The organism is Streptomyces sp. NPDC048383 (genome assembly GCF_040651775.1).
Classification (GTDB): domain Bacteria; phylum Actinomycetota; class Actinomycetes; order Streptomycetales; family Streptomycetaceae; genus Streptomyces.
The window spans coordinates 45989-65861 of record NZ_JBEZKS010000048.1; the positions used below are offsets into that span (position 1 = coordinate 45989).

Below are 19873 nucleotides of genomic sequence, written 5' to 3' on the forward strand. Positions count from 1 at the left end.
GTCTACACGGTCGAGCGGTTGGACCGCGCCGAGGACCTGCCCCGCCCGGTGTGGGACGAACTGGCCCCGTCGCACGACCCCATGTGGGGTCAGGACGTGTTCAGCGCCATGCAGGGCGCGCGGATCGGCCCGGACCTGTACGCCTACCTGCTGGTGCGCCGGGACGGCCTGCCGTTCGCGGTGCTGCCGCTCAGCGGGGTACGGGGACTGCGGCTCGACCAGGTCGTGGGGCCGCGCGAACGCCGCCTGATGGCGCCGGTGGCCCGGACCTTCCCGAGGCTCGTACGGGTGTCGATGCTGTTCTGCGGCAACTTCCTCGGGCAGGGCCACGTCATGGGCCGGGGCCCGCTCCCCGCCCGGGCGGCCCGGTTGCTGGTGCGGGAGGTCATGGACTACGCCCGTGAACAGCGGCTGGGCACCGTCGTCTTCAAGGACTTCGTCCCGCACGACCTCGAAGCGCTGGGCCCGGGTCTGGAGGAGGCGGGCTTCTTCACCGTCGCCTCCCTGCCGGACACCGAACTCTCGCTGGAACACGTCGACTTCGAGGCGTTCCTGAATTCACTGTCGGCCAAGCCCCGGCGCAACGCCCGCAACAAGATACGGAAGTTCCGCCGGCAGGAGGACCTGCGGATGGAGGTGCTCGACGACTTCGGGCACCTCGTCCCGGCCATGATGGAGCTGTACCGGCAGGTCATGGACCGGGCCGACCAGACCCTCGACGTACTCGACGAGGAGTTCGTCCGCGCCCTGTCCGGCGGCGACCCGGGCGAGGACGAGGACGCCCGCACCGATCAGCGGCTCGTCGCCTGCTTCGAGGGCGACCGCCTCGTGGGCTACCTGCACTGCCTGTTCCGCGGCAACGGCGCCGTCGGCGCCCGGATCGGCCTGGACTACGGGCTGGCGCACCGGGCCGGCCTCTACCACAACCTGCACTACGCGGCGATCGAACTGGCCCTCGCGCGGGGTTGCCGCCACATCCGCTTCGCGCAGACCGCGTACGAACCCAAGCGCGAGTTCGGCTGCGAGCTGGTCGAGCAGTCGTACGCGCTGAACCACACCGGACGGCTGCTCCGCGCCGTTCTGCGGCTCCTGCTGCCGCCCGCCCTGGAAGCGGCCCGCGAACAGGCCCTGGCGCCCAAGTCCTGACGGGCCGCCGCCGGCCGTGCCGGAACCGCCCCGACCGCGCCGAAACCGTCCCGACCGCGCACGACCTCCCGCACGTCATCGACGAGCCCCCACGGGCTCCCCCACCGGAAAGTGAGATCCACCATGCCCCTCGTCCAGGTCGAGATCCCCATCGCCGCCCGCCCCGAGGACAGTTGGAACGCCGTCATCGACGTCGAGAGCTACTCCTCCTGCATGGACAGCGTCCAGTCCGTCACCATCGTCGACCGCGCCGGCCCGGACGAGCGCACGACGGCCTGGTCCGTCCACCTGAAGGGTTCCGTCCTGGAGTGGGTGGAGGCGGAGAAGCTCGACCACGTCGCCCGGCGCTTCGACTTCCACCAGGTCAGCGGCGACCTCGCGCACTTCGTGGGCCACTGGGCCGTGCGTCCCTCCGAGGACGGCGGGAGCCACGTCTCCCTGACCGTCGAGTTCGAGATCGGCATCCCGCTGCTCGCCGACATGCTCAACCCCGTCGCCGCCACCGCCCTGCGGGAGAACGCCGAGCAGATGCTCCAGGCCCTTGAGCGGCGGCTCATCGGCGGCGCCGCCCGCTGATGGGGTCCCCGCCCACCGCGTCCACCGTTCCGCCGCTCCCCAGGAGGTCCCCCGTGGCCGACCCGTCCACGACCGTCCCGCCCACCGCCACCACGACCGTCCCGCCCACCGCCACCACCGCCGCCGAGGTCTTCGACCAGCTCCGCCGGCACCAGTCCCCGAAACTGGCGCTGACCGGCAAGTTCGCCGGTCAGGGCGCCGTGGAGGCCAGTGCTCTGGGCTCCCGCGTCACCCTCTCCGACGGCCGTGCGGCACTCGACTTCGGTTCCTACGCCGTCGCCCTGCTCGGCCACCGCCACCCCGGTGTGGTGGCCGCCGTGGCCCGGCAGCTGGAGGTGATGCCGACGTCGACGCGCAGCCTCGCCAACCCGGTGGCGGCCCGGGCGGCGGCGCTGCTCTCCGCCTACCTCGGCGACCGGCTCCCCAAGGTGTACTTCGGCCTGAACGGCGCCGACGCCGTCGAGGTGTCGGTCAAGCTCGCCCGGCTCGCGACCGGCCGGGACCGGGTGCTCGCGGTGACCGGCGGCTACCACGGCAAGACGCTGGGCGCCCTGTCCCTGACGCACAGCCCGCTGTTCCGCGCCGGGCTGCGGGGCGCCGTCGTCGACGTGGTCCACATCGACCCGCAGGACCCGTACGCCGTCCGCGCGCAGCTGGCGGCGGCTCCGGTGGCCGCCGTGGTGTTCGAACCCGTTCAGGGGGAGAACGGCGCGGCGCCGCTGCCCACCGCCGTCCTGCGCCAGTGGTGCGAGGACGCCCACGCCCACGGGGCGTTCGCCATCGCCGACGAGATCCAGTGCGGGCTGCGCCGCTGCGGCGAGCGTTCGGTCGCCCTCGCCGACGGCCTGCCCGTCGACGCCGTGCTCGTGGGCAAGCCGCTCGGCGGCGGCGTGGTGCCGCTGTCCGCGGTGGTGTGCACCGAGGAGTTGTATGCCCCGCTGGCCCAGGACCCGTTCCTGCACTCGGCGACCTTCGGCGGCCACCCGTTGAGCTGCGCCGCGCTGCCCGCGGCCCTGGAGGCCGTCGAGGAACTCGCCGAGCACGGCGCCAAGTTGTCGGCCCGGCTCGCGGACGGCCTGCGGGACCTCGGCGAACGCCACCCGCGGGTGATGGCCGGCCACCACGGCCGGGGGCTGCTGTGGGGCATCGACTTCACCACCCCCGCGGCGGCGGGCGAGGCCGTGGTCTCCCTGGCCAACAACGGGCTGCTCGTCTCGCCCTGCCTGGGCCGCCCCACCACGGTGCGGCTGCTGCCGCCGCTCGTCACGACCGAGGCGGAACTCGACGAGGCGCTCGACATCCTCGACACCGCACTGGCCGCGGCCGCCCCGGCGGGCCTGCCCGGCTGACCCCCACCGCCGCGGTCCCCGGTCGACCACGGCGCGAGCACGACCGTTCCCCACCCATCCACCACCCATCGGAGGACCCAGGTGAACCCCACCGAACCCACCACCGAAGCCCCCGTCGTCTCCCCCGACGACCTGTTCGGCCTCGTCCGCGAAACCATCGCCGACGTCCTCGGCACCAGTCCCGACGTCATCGTGGAGAGCACCGACCTGCGAACCGAGTACGGCATCGACAGCCTGGAGATGATGTCGATCGGCGCCCAGCTCGAACGCGCGCTCAACGTGCGGATCAAGGCCGAGGACCTGATGCGCGCCGAGACCGTCGGCCAGGCCGTCGCCTTCCTCGCGGAGCGTCGGGCGGGCCGTTCATGACCCGGCAGCACCCCGAGCCCGCCCCCGGCCCGGCGGGCGGACGCCCGCGCGTGGTCGTCACCGGGATCGGCGTGAAGTCCCCGGCGGGCCTCACCCTGGACGAGGTCATGGACACCGTCCTCGCGGCGCGCCCCACCGCCGCGGTGCACAAGGACCTGATCGAGTCCGGTTCGCCCGTGCACATCGCCTGCCGGGTACCCGAGTTCGACGTCGCCTCGTACATCGCGCACCGCGAGCGCCGGCAGATCGACCGGCCGACGGAACTGGCCCTGTGCGCCGCCGCGGACGCCGTGCGGCAGGCCGCGCTGCCCGACCTGCCGCCCTCCCGGGTGGGCGTCCACCTCGGCACCGGCATCGGCGGACTCCCCACCATGGAGGGGCTGGTCCGGGACAACGACGCGAAGCCCACGTCCATGCCGGTGCACTCCGTGCCCCGGACCATGGCCAACTCGGCGGCGGCCCGCGTCGCGATGCGCTTCGGCTTCCAGGGCTCCTGCGTCACCTACGCCACCGCCTGCGCGAGCGGCGCCACCGCCATCGGGGAGGCCGCCCGCCGGATCCAGTACGGGGAGCTCGACGTCGCCGTGGCCGGCGGCTTCGACTCGGCGGTGACCACCTTCATGCTCAGCGGCTTCTCGCGGATGCAGGCCCTGTCCACCCGCAACGACGACCCGGACCGGGCGAGCCGCCCGTTCGACGCCGAGCGCGACGGGTTCGTCATGGGCGAGGGCGCGGCCGTGCTCGTACTGGAGCGGCGCGAGTCGGCGCTGCGGCGCGGAGCGACCATCCTGGGCGAGATCGCCGGCTACGCCACCAACGCCGACGCCCACCACATCGTGGCCCCGCACGCGGACGGCGCGGTCGCGGCGGCGTGCATGGCGCAAGCCATCGCGGACGCCGGACTGCTGCCGTCCGACATCGGCCAGATCAGCGCGCACGGTACGTCCACGCAGGCCAACGACCGGGCCGAGGCCGCCGCCATCCACCGGTGCTTCAACGGCCAGGCACCGCCGGTGACCGCCGTGAAGGGCGTCACCGGGCACCTCATCGGCGGCTCGGGAGCGTTGGAGGCCGCGATCGCCCTGGTCTGCGCCGAGCGGCGGCTCGTACCTCCGGTCGCCAACCTCACCACCGCCTCGGAGGCGGACCGGATCGACGTGGTCGCCGGAGCGCCGCGCCGGGTCGACGCCGCCCCGGTGCTCTCCAACTCCTTCGGCTTCGGCGGACAGAACGTCTGCCTGGTCCTGCAGCCCGCCACCTGAACCCCAGGAGCCTTGCCATGCGCATCCTCGTCACCGGCGCCTCGGGCGTCGTCGGCACCGAAGTGGCCGAGCGCCTCGTCGCGGAGACCGCCTCCACCTCGGGCCGCGCCGGACCCGCCATCGTCCGTACCGCGCGCCGTGCGGCCGGCGGCGCCACCGATCCGCTGACCGCGCCCGTCCCGTGGGACATCGGCGCCGCACCCGCCCCGGACCCGCTCACCGACCGGCCCTGGGACGTCATCGTGCACACCGCGGCGTCGACCCGGTGGACCATGACCCGTCAGGAGGCCACCGACGCCAACATACGGACGCTGCGGTCGGTGCTCGCGCTCGCCGGACCGGACACCCACGTCGTCCACGTCTCCACCGCGTACGTCGGCGGCGTACGCGCCCCCGAGGACCTCAGGGGGGAGGAGTTCGAGGGCTACCGCAACGGCTACGAGTGGTCGAAGGCCGCCTGCGAGGAGATCGTGACCGGCGAGCACCGCGGACCGGCGACGATCGTCCGCCCGCCGCTGGTCCTGGGCCGGCGCGGCGACGGCGCCATCGGCCGCTTCTCCGGCCCGTACAGCCTCTTCCCGGCGCTGGTCTCCGGCCTCGCGGCGGTCGTCGTCGGCGACCCGGACGGCTACGCCGAGATCGCTCCCGTCGACGAGGTCGCCGGGGTGGTCGCGGGCGCCGCCCTCGGCGCCCCGCCCGGGTCGCCGCGCACCGAGGTGATCTCGTCCGGGCAGGACAGCATGCGCCTCGCCGACCTGGTCCGCATCACCTGCGACACGCTCAACGCGTTCCGGGCCGAGCACGGCGTGGATCCGATCGCGCAGCCGCCGACCGTGTCCACGGACAGCTGGAACCGTTTCTTCCTGCCGTTGGCCGCGCAGTGGCTCTCCCCCGTCCAGCAGGAGGCCGTGAAGCTGCTGGCGATGTTCCAGAGCTACACCAGCATGAGCGAGCCGTTCGAACCCACCCACAAGGTCCTCGACCCGGGCGGGGTGATGGCGGCGTCGGTGCTGCACTGGGCGCGGAGCAAGCCCCGTCAGGCCCTCGGCCGTACCGTGCCGTGGACGTTGATCGACGCCGCATGAGGGACGGGGGCCCGCCGCCGGCGTCCCTGCCGCCACCCGCCCGAGGAAAGGACGACCGACCGTGCACGCCCTGCTGATCAGCGGAAGCCCCCGGGTGGGCTCCGGCACCACCGCGCTGGCCGCGTTGGTGGGCGACGCCCTGCGCACCCGGGGAGCCACCGTCACGTCCCTCGAACTGGCGCGGGCGGCGGGGCCACGCCCGCGGGACCTGCCCCGGACCTACGACGCCGTCGTGCTGGCCAGCCCCGTCCACCACGGCAGCTACTCGGGCCTGCTCAAGGTGGCGTTGGACGAGGTGCCGGGCGACTGGCTGGCCGACACGGCCGTCGGCGTCCTCGCGCACGGCGCGGGCCCGCGGACCGGCAGCGTGGTGTGCGAGCACCTGCGTACGGTGGCCAGGGCGCTCGGGGGGTGGGTGGCCCCCACCCAGATCGCCTCGTGTCCCGCCGACTTCGTCCCCGGGCCGCACGGCGCCGCCCCCGCGCCGGACGAACCCCTGCTGCGGCGCTGCCAGGCGCTCGCCGCGGAACTGCACCGCTGCGCGACGATGCTCCGCACACCGGTCGCGGAACCCGTCTGACCCCACGCCACCCGTGCGCGCCACGAAGCCCCGACGCCCCGACGCCCCCGCCAGGCCCCCGACCGGGCCGACCGGGCCGGCCGGGGGCCTCGGGGCGCACGGCGTCCGAGCGGCTCCGCCCCGGCCGGGCGCCCCCGAAGGGGTCGGTGTGAGGCCCGTCACGGCCCGGCCGTCCCGGGGTCGGCATGCGTGATCATGGCCGGATGGATGCTCGTTTCCTCGGCATCGGGGACCTGGCCGAGACCCCCTCCGTGGCGGTCGTGGTCGACGTCATGCGCGCCTACACGGTGGCCGCCTGGGCGTTCGCCCGCGGCGCGGAGAAGATCGTCCTCGCCGAGTCCCTGGAGGAGGCCCTGGCGCTCAAGGACCGGCATCCGGACTGGGTGGCGCTCAAGGACGGTCCGCCCGCGCCCGGCTTCGACGCCGTGAACTCGCCGGGCCTGGTGCGCTCCGTCGACCTCGGCGGGCGCACCGTCGTGCAGAAGACCACGGCGGGCACGGTCGGCGCCCTCGCGGTCAAGGACGCCTCCCTGGTGCTGTGCGCCGGTTTCGTGGTGGCGGAGGCGACGGCCCGGCTCCTGCGGACGCGCGGGGGCGACAGCGTCACGTTCGTGGTGACCGGCGAGGACGGTCGGGCCGAGGAGGACCTGGCCTGCGCCCAGTACATCGCCGGCCGGGCGAGCGGGGCCGCGACGGACGCGGCCGGGTACCTCCGCCGCGCCGCCGACTCGCGGGCCGCCGGCGAGTTGACGCGGGGGGTGCGTCAGGGCGCCCATCCCGACGACGTCGCGCTCTGCCTCGAACTCGACCGCTTCCCCTTCGCCATGGTGGCGACCCCGGAGGGCCCGCTCATGGTCCTCCGCCCGCTCGACGTGCCGGCGGGCACCGCCGGCAGCGGTGGCGTCGTCGACCGGTGAGGCCGGGGGGAACTCCGGACCGACAAGTTGCGCGTCGCCCGCGCCGACCTGCGCGCCGGCCGCATCGACACCGCCGCGCACGGGGTCCGCGTGGGCCTCACGACCGACGGCTCCTGACCCACCCGGTGGCCGGCCGGGGACGGATGCCCGTCGCGGTGTCCGTCCCCGGTTGGGCCGCACACCGGCGCGGGCCGACCCGGCCCGCGCCGGCGCTCCGACCCGGCCGGCACCGCCGCGGTACGACGGGTTCCGGCCGGTGATCCGCGGCGGGATAGGGTGCGGCATGTCCTCCGCGCCGCTCGACCTGTCCTCGCTGGAGCGCCTGCCGCTCCTCTCACGCGTGGAGGACGGCCGGGCGCTGCCGATGCTCCTGTGGGTGCCCGGCCGCAGCCGTCGCATGATCTCCAGCGCACCCCTGGGCGGGGGCATCGGCGAGCGCCGATGGGTGCTCAACGCCCAAGTGGCCCACGGATACCGGCGGATGGATCCGGACGTGCACCTCGCCGAACTCGCGGCGCGGGCCGGGGCCCCGGGGTCGGGTGTGGGACTCATGACCGCCGCCTCGGTCGCCGATCACGGCCGCGCCTCCGACGGGGGCGTGCAGGCCGTGGCGTCCGCCGGACTCGGCGTACGCGGCTGGGCCGCCGACCCGGCGCCGGGCCTGCCGGGGCCGAGGCCGGCGGGGACGATCAACATCGTCGTGTCGGTACCCGTCGCCTTCTCCGACGCGGCCCTGGTCAACGCGGTCGCCACGGCCACCGAGGCCAAGGTCCAGGCGCTGCGCGACGCGGGGGTGGATGCCTCCGGCACGCCGACCGATGCCGTGTGCGTCGCCGCGCCCCGACCCTCCGTAGGGCGGCCGGGTGAACCCTTCGCGGGTCCCCGGTCGGTCTGGGGGGCGCGGCTGGCGCGGGCCGTGCACGAGGCGACGTACCGGGCGTGTCTGCGCAGCGAGGACCCCGAGCGGCTCCTGGCCGCGGGACGGGCGAGCGGCCGCTCGGGGGACGACCTCAGCGGTGGGTGACGTTCGGGGACCTCTTGACGACGAAGGCGCTCATGCCCCCCTTCGGGTCGGCGGTGGCGAGCACGGCGCGGAACGGCCGGCGGTCCGGGTTCGCGGTCGCACCGGAGACGGCCGACGCTCTCCACTGTCGTCGCTGCCGCAGGCGGCTCCGATCCGCAGGCCGGACGGCGCCCATTCTGCTTGCTCGTGCGCGCCGCTCACATCCGACGCGGGCGTACTGTGCGGCCCGGTTTACACTTAGTGCCCCCGGGTCGTGACGGCCCGGAAACGCGCTCTTCCTACGGTCCTGAACGTGGGAACCGTCCCACCCCTGCCGCAGCCGACCGGCACACCGGAACAGGGCCGTGTCCCAGGTGGGAGGAGCCTTCGTGACGACGTCGGATTCGAAGGCGGAGCGGGTGCGGACGGTCTGCTCGTACTGCGGCGTCGGTTGCGGCATCGTGCTCGACGTCACCCGGGACGCGTCGACCGGGCGGCGTACGGTCGAGAAGGTCGTCGGCGACACGTCGCACCCGACGAACTTCGGACGGCTCTGCACCAAAGGAGCCACGAGCGCGGACCTGATGGCGGCCCCCGGGCGCGCGGCCACGGCGCTGATCCGGTCCGAGCGCGGCGCCGCGGCCGTCGAAGCGGACCTCGACGAGGCCATCACGACGGTGGCCGGGCGACTCCGGTCGCTGCTGGACGAGTACGGTCCCGACGCACTCGCGTTCTACGTCTCCGGGCAAATGTCCCTGGAGGCACAGTACTTGGCGAACAAGCTCGCCAAGGGCTTCGTCCGGACGAACCAGATCGAGTCCAACTCCCGCCTGTGCATGGCCAGTGCGGGCACCGGCTACAAGCTCTCGCTGGGCGCCGACGGGCCCCCGGGCTCCTACCAGGACTTCGACCGGGCCGACACGTTCCTCGTGATCGGCGCGAACATGGCCGACTGCCACCCGATCCTGTTCCTGCGCATGATGGACCGGGTCAAGACCTCCGGCGCCAAGCTGATCGTCGTCGACCCCCGGCGCAACGCCACGGCCGACAAGGCCGACCTGTTCCTCCGGATCGAACCGGGCACGGACCTGGCCCTGTTGAACGGCCTCCTCCACCTCCTGGTGGAGAACGGGCACACCGATGAGGCGTTCATCGCGGAATTCACCGATGGTTGGGAGGAGACGCGTTCCTTCCTGGCCGAGTACCCGCCCGCGAAGGTCGCCGAGATCACCGGAATTCCGGAGGCCGACATCCGGCGGGCCGCGCAGTGGATCGGCGAGGCGGGTGAGTGGATGAGTTGCTGGACGATGGGACTCAACCAGTCCGTCCACGGCACCTGGAACACCAACGCCCTGGTCAACCTGCACCTCGCGACGGGCGCGATCTGCCGCCCCGGCTCCGGACCGTTCTCGCTGACCGGTCAGCCCAACGCGATGGGCGGTCGCGAGATGGGATACATGGGCCCCGGTCTGCCCGGCCAACGCTCCGTGCTGGTGGACGCGGAGCGTGCGTTCGTCGAGGAGTTGTGGGGTGTCGAGGCAGGCACCCTGCGCACCGACGTGGGACGCGGAACGGTGGAGATGTTCGAGCGGATGGCCGCCGGGGACATCAAGGCCTGTTGGATCATCTGCACCAACCCGGTCGCCTCCGTCGCCAACCGCAAGACGGTCATCGCCGCCCTGGAGGCCGCCGAACTGGTCATCACGCAGGACGTGTTCGCCGAGACCGAGACGAACGCCTACGCCGACGTCACCCTCCCCGCCACCCTGTGGGCGGAATCGGATGGCGTCATGATCAATTCTGAACGGAACCTCACCCTGGTCCGAGGCGTCGTCGATCCGCCCGGGCAGGCCCTGCCCGACTGGGAACTCATCGCCCGCGTCGCGTGCGCGTTGGGTTTCGCCGACGCCTTCACGTACGCGAGCGCCGAGGACGTCTTCGAGGAGCTCAAGCGCGCCTGGAACCCGACGACGGGTTGGGACCTGCGGGGGGTCACCTACCCACGTCTGCGCGAGACCCCGGTCCAGTGGCCGGCCCCGCCGCCGCCTCCCCACTCCGTGGACAGCGGTACCGGTACCGAGACGGTCGCCGGTACCGGTACCGAGACGGTCGCCGGTGCCAGTTCCGACCTGGTCGCCCACACCGGTACCGACGACCGCAACCCCATCCGCTACCTCAACGACGGCATCAGCCAGACGCTCCTGGTGCGCGAGGACGGAACCCGGCCCCGGCTCGCGTTCCCCACCCCCTCCGGCCGCGCCCGGTTCTTCGCCCGCCCGCACCTGCCGGCCGCCGAACTCCCCGACGGTGAGCACCCGTTCGTCCTGAACACCGGACGCCTCCAGCACCAGTGGCACACCCTCACCAAGACCGGCAAGGTCGCCAAGCTCAACAAGCTGAACCCCGGCCCCTTCGTCGAACTCCACCCGGAGGACGCCGCCGCCATGGGCGCCGAGGAGGGCGACCACATCGAGGTCGCCTCCCGGCGCGGTCGCGCGGTGCTGCCCGCCGTCGTCACCGACCGGGTCAGCCCCGGGAACTGCTTCGCGCCGTTCCACTGGAACGACTTGTTCGGGGAGTACCTCAGCATCAACGCCGTCACCAGCGACGCCGTCGACCCGCTCTCGTTCCAGCCCGCGTTCAAGGCCTGCGCCGTGGCACTGCGGGTCGTGGCCGCCCCGCAGTCGCGGGAAACCCACCCCGGCCCGACGTCGCAGCGCCCCGGCACGCCGACGCCGCGACCCCACGACCTGCCCGCCGCGGCGCGGGCCGGCGAGGCGACCACCGCCGTCTCCGCACTGGCCACCCTGTTCGGCCTGCCCGAACTCACTGGGCCACCGTTGGCGGAGACGGAGCGCACCTACCTGGCCGGCTACCTGTCGGGGCTCTCCGCGGCGCCGCCCACCGGCGTCCCGGTCCTGCCCGCGGGCGCGCCCTTCGCCGCCGGTACGGCGCTGTGGGTCGACGGTGTGCTGGCCGGCATGTTCTCCCGTACGGCCGGCCCCGACGCTCCCCCGCCTCCCGCAGTCCCGGCGCGGTCCGGCGACGCCGGGTCCGGATCGGCCGCGCCCAGGAAACTGCTCGTGCTGTGGGCATCGCAGACCGGCACCGCCGAGGAGTTCGCGACCGCCGCGGCCGCCCGGCTCACCGAGTCCGGTCTCAGCCCGACGCTGCTCGCCATGGCCGAAACCGCACCCGAACAGTTCACGACCGATACCGATCTGCTCCTCGTCACCAGTACCTTCGGCGACGGTGACAGCCCCGACAACGGGGCGAGCTTCTGGCAGGCCCTCGCCGCACCCGGCACCGTCCTGCCCGACGGGCTGCGGTACTCCGTGTTGGCCTTCGGCGACTCCGGCTACGCCGACTTCTGCGGCCACGGCCGCCGCTTGGACGAACGCCTCGCGGAACTCGGCGCCACCCGCCTGCACCCGCGCACCGAGTGCGAGCCCGACCACGACGAGAGCGCCGGCCAGTGGCTCGACCGGATCGCCGACGCCCTCACCGCCGTGCCCGACCTCCCGCCCGCGCCGCCCCGGGCTCGCCCGACCGCCACCACGGCGGGGTCCGCGAGCCCGCCTCCCGCCCCTGCGAATCCGTCGTCCGTGACGTCCGCCGGCGGTCCGGCGGCGGTCCGACCGCCCGCAACCGCCGGCCACTCGAAGGCGTCTCCCTTCGCGACCCTGCTCGTCGGAAACCGGCTGCTCAGCCTGCCCGGAGCCCAGAAGGAGGTACGGCAGTTCGCCTTCGACACCCGCGGGGGCGAACTCCCCTACGAGGCCGGTGACGCCCTCGGGGTGTGGCCGGTCAACGGCTCCGCGCTCGTGGCGGAGTGGCTCGCCCTCACCGGTCTCGACCCCGACGAGGTCATCACCCTGCCGAACAGCGGGGACACCCCCCTCGTCGAGGCGTTGCGGACCCGCTTCGACTTGGCCCGCATCACCCCGGACCTCCTCAAGTTCGTCGTCGCGCGCACCGGTGACCGCGGTCTCCAACGGCTCCTGCGGCCCGACAACAAGGACGAGTTGGCGAAGTGGAGCTGGGGCCGGCAAGCCGCCGACGTCATAGGCGCCTTCCCCGTACGGGCCTCCGGCGCCGAATGGGCCGGAGTCCTCAAGCCCCTCCGGCCCCGGTTGTACTCCATCTCCTCCAGCCCGCTCGCGCACCCGGGCGAGGTCCGCCTGACGGTGTCGGTCGTCCGCTACACCAACGGCACGGGACGGGACCGCAAGGGTGTCTGCTCCACCTATCTGGCGGATTCCGCCGACGACGGCCCGGTCCAGGTGTTCGTCCAACGCGCGCCGCACTTCCGCCCTCCCGCGGGCCCCACCACCCCGATGATCATGGTCGGGCCGGGCACCGGTGTCGCGCCGTTCATCGGATTCCTGGAGGAGCGGCGGGCCCTGGGGCACACCGGCCCCAACTGGCTGTTCTTCGGCGAGCAGCACGAGGCAACCGACTTCTACTACCGCCAGGACCTGGAGGACTTCCGCTCCGGCGGCCACCTCGCCCGCCTCGACGTCGCCTTCTCCCGCGACCAGCGCAACAAGATCTACGTCCAGGACCGGATGCGCGAGCACGGCCCGCGCCTGTGGCGGTGGCTCCGGGACGGCGCCCACCTCTACGTCTGCGGGGACGCCGGTCGCATGGCCAAGGACGTGGACCGGGCCCTGCACGAGATCGTCGCCGCCCACGGCTCGATGGACCAGGAATCGGCCGCCGCGTACGTCCGCCGGCTGGCCACCGACAAGCGCTACGTCCGCGACATCTACTGACCGGCACGGCCCGGCCGGCCGAGGGGCTCTCGGCCCCGGGGCGCGGCCGGCCGCGTGGAGCACGCCGGGCGCGGCGGCGTCGGTCCCGGGGGCCGCGTCCAGGAAGGCCCGGGTGGCGTCGGCGGCTTCGGCGGGGGTGGCCGCGAACGGCACGTTCCGTACGGTGACGGTCGTACCGTGCGCCCTGCCCCAGTCCTCGGTCGCACTGACGCGGGGGCTCCGCTCCCCCGCCCTTCCCTGCTGCCGCACCTGCTCCGACCGTGCCGCAGTCCCCCTGCGCCGTCTCTCGACGAGGCGGCGCAGAGGGACACGCCGGTCCTTGCCCGAGCTCGGTTCAGCCGCGCGGCTCCGTGCGGTGGTCGAAGTACGCCCACGCGAAGATCCCGAGCAGCGCCACGACGCCCACGGTCGGGTACTGCACCGCTGCGTGTGTGTCCCGGGTGAGGAACCCGGCCAATCCCGCCGCCAGGGCGCCGCCCAGCATCACCATGCGGCTGGCGAGGAGCTGGCCCGGGTCCACGCCCTCGCGTTCGGAGAACAGCCCGTTCACCGCCGCCCTCGCCGGCCGGGCGTCGCCTCTGCGTTTCTTCGACCGGTACTCCAGCGCGTAGCCGATCAGCAGGTAGAGCGCGAAGATCGCTGCGATCCATGCCCAGTCGGACGGATCGTCCGAGCCCCGAGCCAGTGACACCTTCAACTCCGCATTCATCCCCAACTCCTCTCCGTACAGCACCGGATGCCCTTCCCTTGCGATCACATGTACGTGGGTTCACGCCCTGATCACACGGGTCCCCGACGATCCGCGGGGTGATCGGCCACGTGCCACGAGCCCGCTGGTGACGGGCTTTCCGGGGGAGGAGCGGCCGCTTCGGATCCGTCTCCGCCACGCTCAGTCGCTCATGGCCTGCGAGAGTGTCCAGGTGCTGGTTCCCGCACCCTCGTCGACCCGCGCGGGATGGCCGCTGCGGCGGCGCTGGAACGGTGCGCGGCAGGTGCGTCCGTCATCGACGCGGGCTCAGACCTACGCCTTCCCCGGCGCAGAGCGTTGCGCCCACCGCTGGTCGGGCTACGGCCGTACCGGCCGGGAGCGTCAGCGCCCGGTCGCGGGGTGCGCGCACTCCTGCAGCGCCGGGCGGTCCTTGGTGCGGACGGCGGGGAGCCACGCTGTCGGGGGTGTGGAGCCGGGCGGGAGGCGGACGTGGAACCAGCGGGTGGACTGCAGGTCCGCCTCGTCGATGACGACCCGGCCGTCGGGCAACTGGCAGTCGACCGCGAGGACGTCGCCGTGCCACACCCGGGACGGTACGACGTTGTCCGCGGTGTACTGGCGCATCGGGTCGATCGCCAGGCCCAGACTGCACTGCGGGTCCCGGTCGGCCCGCTCCTGGCAGCCCTTCTCCGCATTGAACACCCGGATCGTGCCGGCCGCCGCGCCCTCCGGGCCGTCCGGTGCGGAGGAGCTCGGCCGTGCCGCGTCCGACCACAGGGTCGTACCGGCGATCCCGCAGAGCGCGGTGGTGAGGATCGCGGCGCGGGCCCGGCCCCACAGCCGCCCCGCGCCCCTCCCGCGCGCCTCCTGTTCGGCGGTGATGCGGGCGAGCAGGCTCCCGGCGGTGTGCGGGGCACGCGCCGCGTGGGTCGGGGCGAGGCAGTCGGCGGCGAGCTCGCGCCAGAACGGCGGCACGGCCTGGTCCATACGCAGCGGCGCGCGCCCTTCGCCGTACTCCTGGACAGCGGCGCCCCGTGCCATGGGCGTGGCGCCGGAGAACGGGGAGGCGCCGGAGCCGAACACCTCGTGGATGATGATGCCCAGGGCCCAGATGTCGGCACTGGGCCGGACCTTCACGCCCAGCTCCCCGAGGGGTGCCCGCCAGCGCTCGGGCGGAAGGTAGTCCAAGGTGCCCATGGGGGGCGCGTACCCGAACGTTCCCGTCATCCGGGTGGCCAGCCCGAAGTCCGAGAGCTTCACGGAACGGCTGCCGTCCAGCAGGACGTTCTCCGGCTTGAGGTCGGCGTGGACCCAACCCGACCGGTGGAGGTGGGCGAGTCCCTCGCAGATCCCCACGATCAGCCGGGCGCGGTCGGCGTCGGCCACGCCGGCGTCGAGGAGTTCCCGCAGGCTGCCCGCGGCCCGCTCCATGACCAGCACGATCGCCCCGTCCAGGGCGGGGCGGTCCGGCGCCTCCAGGACGAAGGAGTCCAGGAGGCGGATCAGCCGCGCGTGCCCGGCCCTGCGTCCCAGTTCGACCTCCCGGCGGGCGGACTCCACGATCCTGCGCGTCTGGCGCGGGGCATACCCGGCGGTCGGCATGATTTTGAGAGCGATCTCGGCGGGTGCCGCGGACGGGTGCGCGGGGGCCCGGCCGGTCCGGTCCGGGTACCGGTCGGCGGGCCGTGCGGCGTAGACCGTGGACCAGCCTCCGGCCCCGATCAGCTCGGTGATCGTCCAGTCCTGCACCCGGTGGCCGGGCGGGAGCAGGTCCGTGCCGTCGCATTCCGTGATGTCGCGCAGGGCGTCGGGCGTCGTCATCGCACGGCCTGCCGCTCCCGCCCGCCGGCCCCCGTCAGGGGTGGCAGCAGCGTCAGGTGCTCCTCGCGCACGAGCCCGAACCGCAGGGCGAGGCCGACGATCTCCTCCCGCTTGCCATTGCGGCGGTCGCCCTTGCCGGGTTCGCGCGGGTCCGAGGCGCCGATGCGCAGCTTCTCCTCGGCGAGGTAGTCGATGTGCGAGCTGACCGCTCGCGCGGTCAGGGTGGCGCAGGCGACGTGGCCCCTGAGCCGTTCGACGATCTGGGGCGTGGTGGGGACCGCGATGCGGGACTGGTCGCGCAGGCGCGGTTCGCAGAGCGCGAGGAGGACCAGGAAGTAGGTGGCCGTCTCGTCCAGCGAGTAGGCGGTGACGGTCAGGCGGCCCCAGGGGGCGCCCATGTCCTCCGGGTCCAGGTAGACGTGATCGGGAGCGAACACCTGGAAGGAGACGGGGACATCGCTGCGGGTGGGCAGCACGACGCGCGAGAACTCGAACGGGACGGGTGCCCCGACCCGGCGGGGCGGGACCCTCAGGTACTCCCCGGCGCCCTCCGGGTTCTCCACGAGGTAGCTGTGGGTAGTGCTGTGGTTCGTCAACTGCCAGTGGTCGTCGATCACGCGGATCTCCCCGGCGAGCCGGGAGATCGCCGCGTCGGCGAGGCGGAGCTCCACGGGGATCTTCGCGGATCCGCGTCCGAAGCGGGCGACTTCGCCCGGTCCGAGGCGTAACGTCACCGCATCGCCGTACGGTTCACCGCCGTCGGCGCCACTACACCCCCGCGGCAGATGGACGACTACACCGCTCACCGCTCCCCCCGTTCCACGCGTCGTGCCGGACCGTGAGTGGAACAGTACTCATCTTTCAGTGAAGTTCATCGGCGCACTTCAGCCACTTCGGCCAGGGCGGTCCGCCGGGTCGGACAGCCCGCACCGGCTGCCCCGGGAGGCTCTCCGAGCCGCTTGTCGGGAGGCTCGCCGGCCCTCTCCTCGCGGGCGGCTCCCCCGGTGTCCCCGGTCACTCCGGCCCTCGCGCGGTGATGGTGGTTTGGGGTCGTTTTCGACTCTCCGGCGAGCGGTTCGGGGGAAGTTGCCGCGCCGCGGCGAGCGGGCGCGGCAAACCGCCACCGCGGGCGGCTGTGCGGGATCGGCCCGTGCACCCCCGGTCGCGGACGTCGCGTACGGGATGTGCCGGGGTGGGGAAGGTCACCGTGCCGGAGGGGGGCACGGCCCGCGGAACCGCCCTTCCACCCCTTTAGCGTGGCGCGATCCGCACTCCGGGCCCTGCGCAGACGGTCGATGGGGACATCACGCGAGGTCTCCCCTTCACGCCTTGCGCAGGCGGTCGATGACGCCGTTGATGTCGCGCTCCAGCAGATGCCGGCGGACCCAGTGGCCGCCGTCCACCTCATGCTGCTCGTAGGGGATGCCCGCGCGGTCGAGGTGCCACTTGAACTCCCGCTGGGTGGCGAGCACCAGGGTCTCGTTGGCGTAACCCTGGATGTCCTGGGGGCTGGTGCCGGCAACCAGGAAGACCCGCTTGTGCCGGTAGCTCTCGACGCGCTCGCACGGGTTGTCCGCGCTGACCCGGGCCTGGTCCCAGAAGGGCGCGCCATAGATGCTGCCGCCGTTCAGTTCCACGGCGGCGGAGGAGAGGTTGGCCCAGTGGGTCACCAGGTCACCGTTGCCCCCGCGCAGGTTGGCCGGGCCGGAGTGGGCGCTGACCGATGCGAAGTGGCCGTAGTACTTGGCCGCGTACTTCAGGGCGCCGAAGCCGCCCATGGAGAACCCGGAGACGGCGCGGCCGTCGTACTCGGCGTAGGTGCGGAAGTTCGCGTCGATCCACGGGATCAGCTGCCCGATGTGGAAGTACTCCCAGTTCCGGGCGCCGATGTTGGAGCTCACCGCGTTGGAGTACCAGCCGGCGCGCCCGCCGTCGGGCATCACGACGATGAGGTCCTTCCAGGCCGTCAGACCCCGGATGTCGTGGTGCGCGTCGAAGGTGATGAAGTCCTCCAGGCCACCGTGGAGCAGGTAGAGAACGGGGTAGCGGCGCCCGCTGGTGTGGTAGCCGTCGGGGAGCAGCACGTTGACGGCCGGGGTCCAGCCGCCGATGGCGGAGGTTTGGAACCGGTAGTACCACATCCGGTGATCCTGCTCGTTGCGTTCCGTGACGCGCAGGAAGTCGTCGGCCGCCGAGGCCGCCGACGTCGACGCGAGGACGCCGCCGGCTCCCAGGGCCGCCGCGGCGGCGAGCCCGCCCGCGGACGTGAGGATGCTCCTGCGGGTGGGGTTCTGCGTGGTCAAGGTGACCTCCTGTGGGCGAGCTGACGGGGGATCCGGTTGCCGTCCCGGCGGCACCGGCGGTTTGGAGGCTAGTGATCACCGCCCGGGAGGAGTATCCGGAACCTTACGGACTGACAGAACCGGCTCGCGTCCTCTAGGGCCTGCGTGGTGTCGTGAGGGCAACTTGCCCGACGGACCCGACGGGCAAAGCGCGCGAGCCTTAGCGGGAGGAGCCGAGGGTGACCATCCGTAATTCTCCGGATCCCCGGGCCGTGTCCCTCTCGGTAGCTTTCAGCGCGATCACACTGTGACCCGGCGCGACCGCGACGGGTCCCTTTTCCGTAGTGCCTCGTACCGCTACCGACCAGGAGCCCGTTGTGAGCGCACACCGTCCCTCCCGCAGAGCCGCCCGTCCCGTCCCGTCGGACGTGGGCGGCCCGATCACCCGCGACGAGATCCTTCTCCGTGCCCGGCCCGGGACTATGGCTGGATCGAACGCCAGATGCGGTCGGACAGGACACGAGTGGCCTCGGTGAGGTCGATGTCCTGCGGGGTGGCCAGCCAGCGGTGGGCGGCCACCGCCACCGGCCCGACGACCAGGACCTCCAGCAGCGCATCGGGCAGCGCCGCGATCTCACCCGCCTCGACCCACGGCCGCAAATGGTCGGCGACGTGCGGAAAGTGGTCCGGCTCGACCCCGCGGGCCGGGTCCGCGCGGACGGCCAGGTAGCTGGAGTAGGCCGAGCCGTGCAGGAACCGGGCCATCTCCGGGTTCTCCCTGGTGAACCGCAGGTACGCGGTCACCAGTGCGCGGATTCCGGTACGGGCGCTCCTGGCCCGGCCGAAGGCGGTGAGGACCTCGCCGTACTGCCGCTCCAGACAGCGCGAGTAGAGCGCGGCGGCCAGGCCGTCGACGCTGCCGAAGTGGTGGTACAGGCTGCCCAGGCTGACCCCGCTGGCCGAGGTGATCGCGTGGACCGTGAAGCCGGCCTGGCCCTCGGCTGCGTACACCTGGAGTGCCGCGGCCAGCAAGCGTTCGACGGTGATCTCGCCACGGGACTGCTTCATTGCCATGGGCGGAGAGTTTAGTGCGCGACCGGAAGTGTGCGCCGGGTGACGGATTTCGGGCCCCGCCGCGGTCGCGCGCCGGGGCGGGCCGACCAGTGAGAACCGCCCGGCCTGACGGCCGCTTCGGACGGGTCGGGCCGTGTTGCTCCGGCAGCGTCATCCCGCCAAACTAAAATACTTTTCTAGAAACTTGTTCCATATCCGGGCCCCGAGGAACCATACTGACGCCGTTCCGCGGCCCCGAGTCTTACGGCCTTCAGGGTCCATCCCACTCCGAGGAGACGCATGAGAATCACACGGGTCGGCCTCCTGGCAGCGGCGGCGGCAGCGCTGCTGCTCGCACCGATCGCGCCCACGCCCGCCTCGGCCTCCGCCCCGGCTCGACAGGTGAACGCGGCGGCGGACCGGCCGGACTTCTTACTTCCGTTCCCCTGTAGCAGCGTGATCGAAGTGAAGACCTACCGAGGTCACAACCCGGACGACAAGAAGATGGACATGTACCGGCAGGGCATGCGGGAGGGCAGCCCCGTCCTGGCCTCGGCCGACGGCTACGTGCACGAGACCTTCTCGCCGGGCGGGCTGGAGATCCGGCACGGCGGCGGATGGTTCACCACGTACATGCACATGACCGGCGTGGCGAGGGAAGGCACGTGGGTCAAGCGCGGCGACGTGGTCGGCTACATGGGGGACGTCGGTTCGGAAGGCAGGCCCCACCTGCACTACGAGCAGCTCTACAACCCCAGCAGCGACCAGGACGCCGACAACCAGCACATCGTCAACCCCGTCCTTCAGGGACAGGGGCCGCTGGTCCTGAACCCCGACAGCCCGATCACCATGACGAGCACGAACTGCGGTGTGTCCGCCGGCAGTAGCCTGTTCGCCCAGTCCCCGGACCGTTCCGCCGTGTTCCAGTGGTCCGGCAACGGGACGA

General features: G+C 73.0%; 16 protein-coding genes. 11 read left to right on the forward strand and 5 right to left on the reverse strand.

Annotated features, from left to right (window positions below; translation table 11 throughout):
• Positions 1–18: 18 nt before the first annotated feature.
• The 10 genes from AB0D46_RS28210 to AB0D46_RS28255 all read left to right on the forward strand — a co-directional run bounded on the left by AB0D46_RS28210 (position 19) and on the right by AB0D46_RS28255 (position 13062).
• Positions 19–1146, forward strand: coding sequence for a GNAT family N-acetyltransferase (locus AB0D46_RS28210; RefSeq protein WP_362881506.1), 1128 nt, complete (start codon positions 19–21; stop codon positions 1144–1146).
• 123 nt (positions 1147–1269) lie between these two features.
• Positions 1270–1722 (forward strand): SRPBCC family protein, encoded by a 453-nt coding sequence (locus AB0D46_RS28215; RefSeq protein WP_362881507.1) that lies wholly within the window; start codon positions 1270–1272, stop codon positions 1720–1722.
• Between the two features lie 53 nt (positions 1723–1775).
• Entirely contained in the window at positions 1776–3071 is a 1296-nt protein-coding gene (locus AB0D46_RS28220; RefSeq protein WP_362881509.1) for an aspartate aminotransferase family protein, read from the forward strand.
• Positions 3072–3152: 81 nt separating this feature from the next.
• Positions 3153–3440 carry an acyl carrier protein gene (locus tag AB0D46_RS28225; protein ID WP_362881510.1) on the forward strand — a complete coding sequence of 96 codons (288 nt, stop codon included), beginning with the start codon at positions 3153–3155 and terminating at the stop codon, positions 3438–3440.
• Positions 3437–4702: a beta-ketoacyl-[acyl-carrier-protein] synthase family protein gene (locus AB0D46_RS28230; RefSeq protein ID WP_362881512.1), complete on the forward strand. Its 1266-nt coding sequence runs from the start codon at positions 3437–3439 to the stop codon at positions 4700–4702. Before AB0D46_RS28225 ends, AB0D46_RS28230 begins: the two co-directional genes overlap by 4 nt.
• Before the next feature lie 17 nt (positions 4703–4719).
• The gene (locus AB0D46_RS28235) at positions 4720–5787 is read left to right on the forward strand and encodes an SDR family oxidoreductase (RefSeq protein WP_362881514.1); all 1068 of its coding nucleotides are present in this window, start codon (positions 4720–4722) and stop codon (positions 5785–5787) included.
• Between the two features lie 61 nt (positions 5788–5848).
• Positions 5849–6367, forward strand: coding sequence for an NADPH-dependent FMN reductase (locus AB0D46_RS28240; protein ID WP_362881516.1), 519 nt, complete (start codon positions 5849–5851; stop codon positions 6365–6367).
• A gap of 203 nt (positions 6368–6570) precedes the next feature.
• A complete protein-coding gene (locus tag AB0D46_RS28245; protein WP_362881517.1) occupies positions 6571–7284 on the forward strand; it encodes a 2-phosphosulfolactate phosphatase in 714 nt (237 codons plus the stop codon).
• 283 nt (positions 7285–7567) lie between these two features.
• A complete protein-coding gene (locus tag AB0D46_RS28250) occupies positions 7568–8308 on the forward strand; it encodes an adenosylcobinamide amidohydrolase (protein WP_362881518.1) in 741 nt (246 codons plus the stop codon).
• A gap of 368 nt (positions 8309–8676) precedes the next feature.
• Positions 8677–13062 (forward strand): bifunctional nitrate reductase/sulfite reductase flavoprotein subunit alpha, encoded by a 4386-nt coding sequence (locus AB0D46_RS28255; protein WP_362881520.1) that lies wholly within the window; start codon positions 8677–8679, stop codon positions 13060–13062.
• Positions 13063–13396: 334 nt separating this feature from the next.
• On the opposite strand, the gene AB0D46_RS28260 is transcribed toward AB0D46_RS28255, so the two are convergent.
• The 5 genes from AB0D46_RS28260 to AB0D46_RS28280 form a co-directional block, all read right to left on the reverse strand.
• Complete coding sequence (locus AB0D46_RS28260; protein ID WP_362881522.1) at positions 13397–13771, reverse strand: hypothetical protein; 375 nt, start codon at positions 13769–13771, stop codon at positions 13397–13399.
• 381 nt (positions 13772–14152) lie between these two features.
• Entirely contained in the window at positions 14153–15592 is a 1440-nt protein-coding gene (locus AB0D46_RS28265) for a serine/threonine-protein kinase (protein ID WP_362881524.1), read from the reverse strand.
• Entirely contained in the window at positions 15589–16398 is an 810-nt protein-coding gene (locus AB0D46_RS28270; protein WP_362881525.1) for a serine/threonine protein kinase, read from the reverse strand. Before AB0D46_RS28270 ends, AB0D46_RS28265 begins: the two co-directional genes overlap by 4 nt.
• Before the next feature lie 516 nt (positions 16399–16914).
• Positions 16915–17895 carry an alpha/beta hydrolase-fold protein gene (locus tag AB0D46_RS28275; RefSeq protein WP_362881527.1) on the reverse strand — a complete coding sequence of 327 codons (981 nt, stop codon included), beginning with the start codon at positions 17893–17895 and terminating at the stop codon, positions 16915–16917.
• A 459-nt stretch (positions 17896–18354) separates the two neighbouring features.
• Positions 18355–18948 (reverse strand): TetR/AcrR family transcriptional regulator, encoded by a 594-nt coding sequence (locus AB0D46_RS28280; protein ID WP_362881529.1) that lies wholly within the window; start codon positions 18946–18948, stop codon positions 18355–18357.
• Between the two features lie 279 nt (positions 18949–19227).
• On the opposite strand from AB0D46_RS28280, the gene AB0D46_RS28285 reads away from it, so the two are divergent.
• A partial coding sequence (locus tag AB0D46_RS28285; protein WP_362881531.1) for a M23 family metallopeptidase occupies positions 19228–19873 on the forward strand: 646 nt, incomplete at its 3' end.

What these genes read in the sequence shown, in the direction of transcription:
- AB0D46_RS28215 (WP_362881507.1), top strand. Translation starts at nt 1,270, where the DNA reads ATGCCCCTCGTCCAGGTCGAGATCCCCATCGCCGCCCGCCCCGAGGAC.
- AB0D46_RS28230 (WP_362881512.1), top strand. Translation starts at nt 3,437, where the DNA reads ATGACCCGGCAGCACCCCGAGCCCGCCCCCGGCCCGGCGGGCGGACGC.
- AB0D46_RS28235 (WP_362881514.1), top strand. Translation starts at nt 4,720, where the DNA reads ATGCGCATCCTCGTCACCGGCGCCTCGGGCGTCGTCGGCACCGAAGTG.
- AB0D46_RS28245 (WP_362881517.1), top strand. Translation starts at nt 6,571, where the DNA reads ATGGATGCTCGTTTCCTCGGCATCGGGGACCTGGCCGAGACCCCCTCC.
- AB0D46_RS28250 (WP_362881518.1), top strand. Translation starts at nt 7,568, where the DNA reads ATGTCCTCCGCGCCGCTCGACCTGTCCTCGCTGGAGCGCCTGCCGCTC.
- AB0D46_RS28260 (WP_362881522.1), bottom strand. Translation starts at nt 13,771, where the DNA reads ATGAATGCGGAGTTGAAGGTGTCACTGGCTCGGGGCTCGGACGATCCG.
- AB0D46_RS28265 (WP_362881524.1), bottom strand. Translation starts at nt 15,592, where the DNA reads ATGACGACGCCCGACGCCCTGCGCGACATCACGGAATGCGACGGCACG.
- AB0D46_RS28280 (WP_362881529.1), bottom strand. Translation starts at nt 18,948, where the DNA reads ATGGCAATGAAGCAGTCCCGTGGCGAGATCACCGTCGAACGCTTGCTG.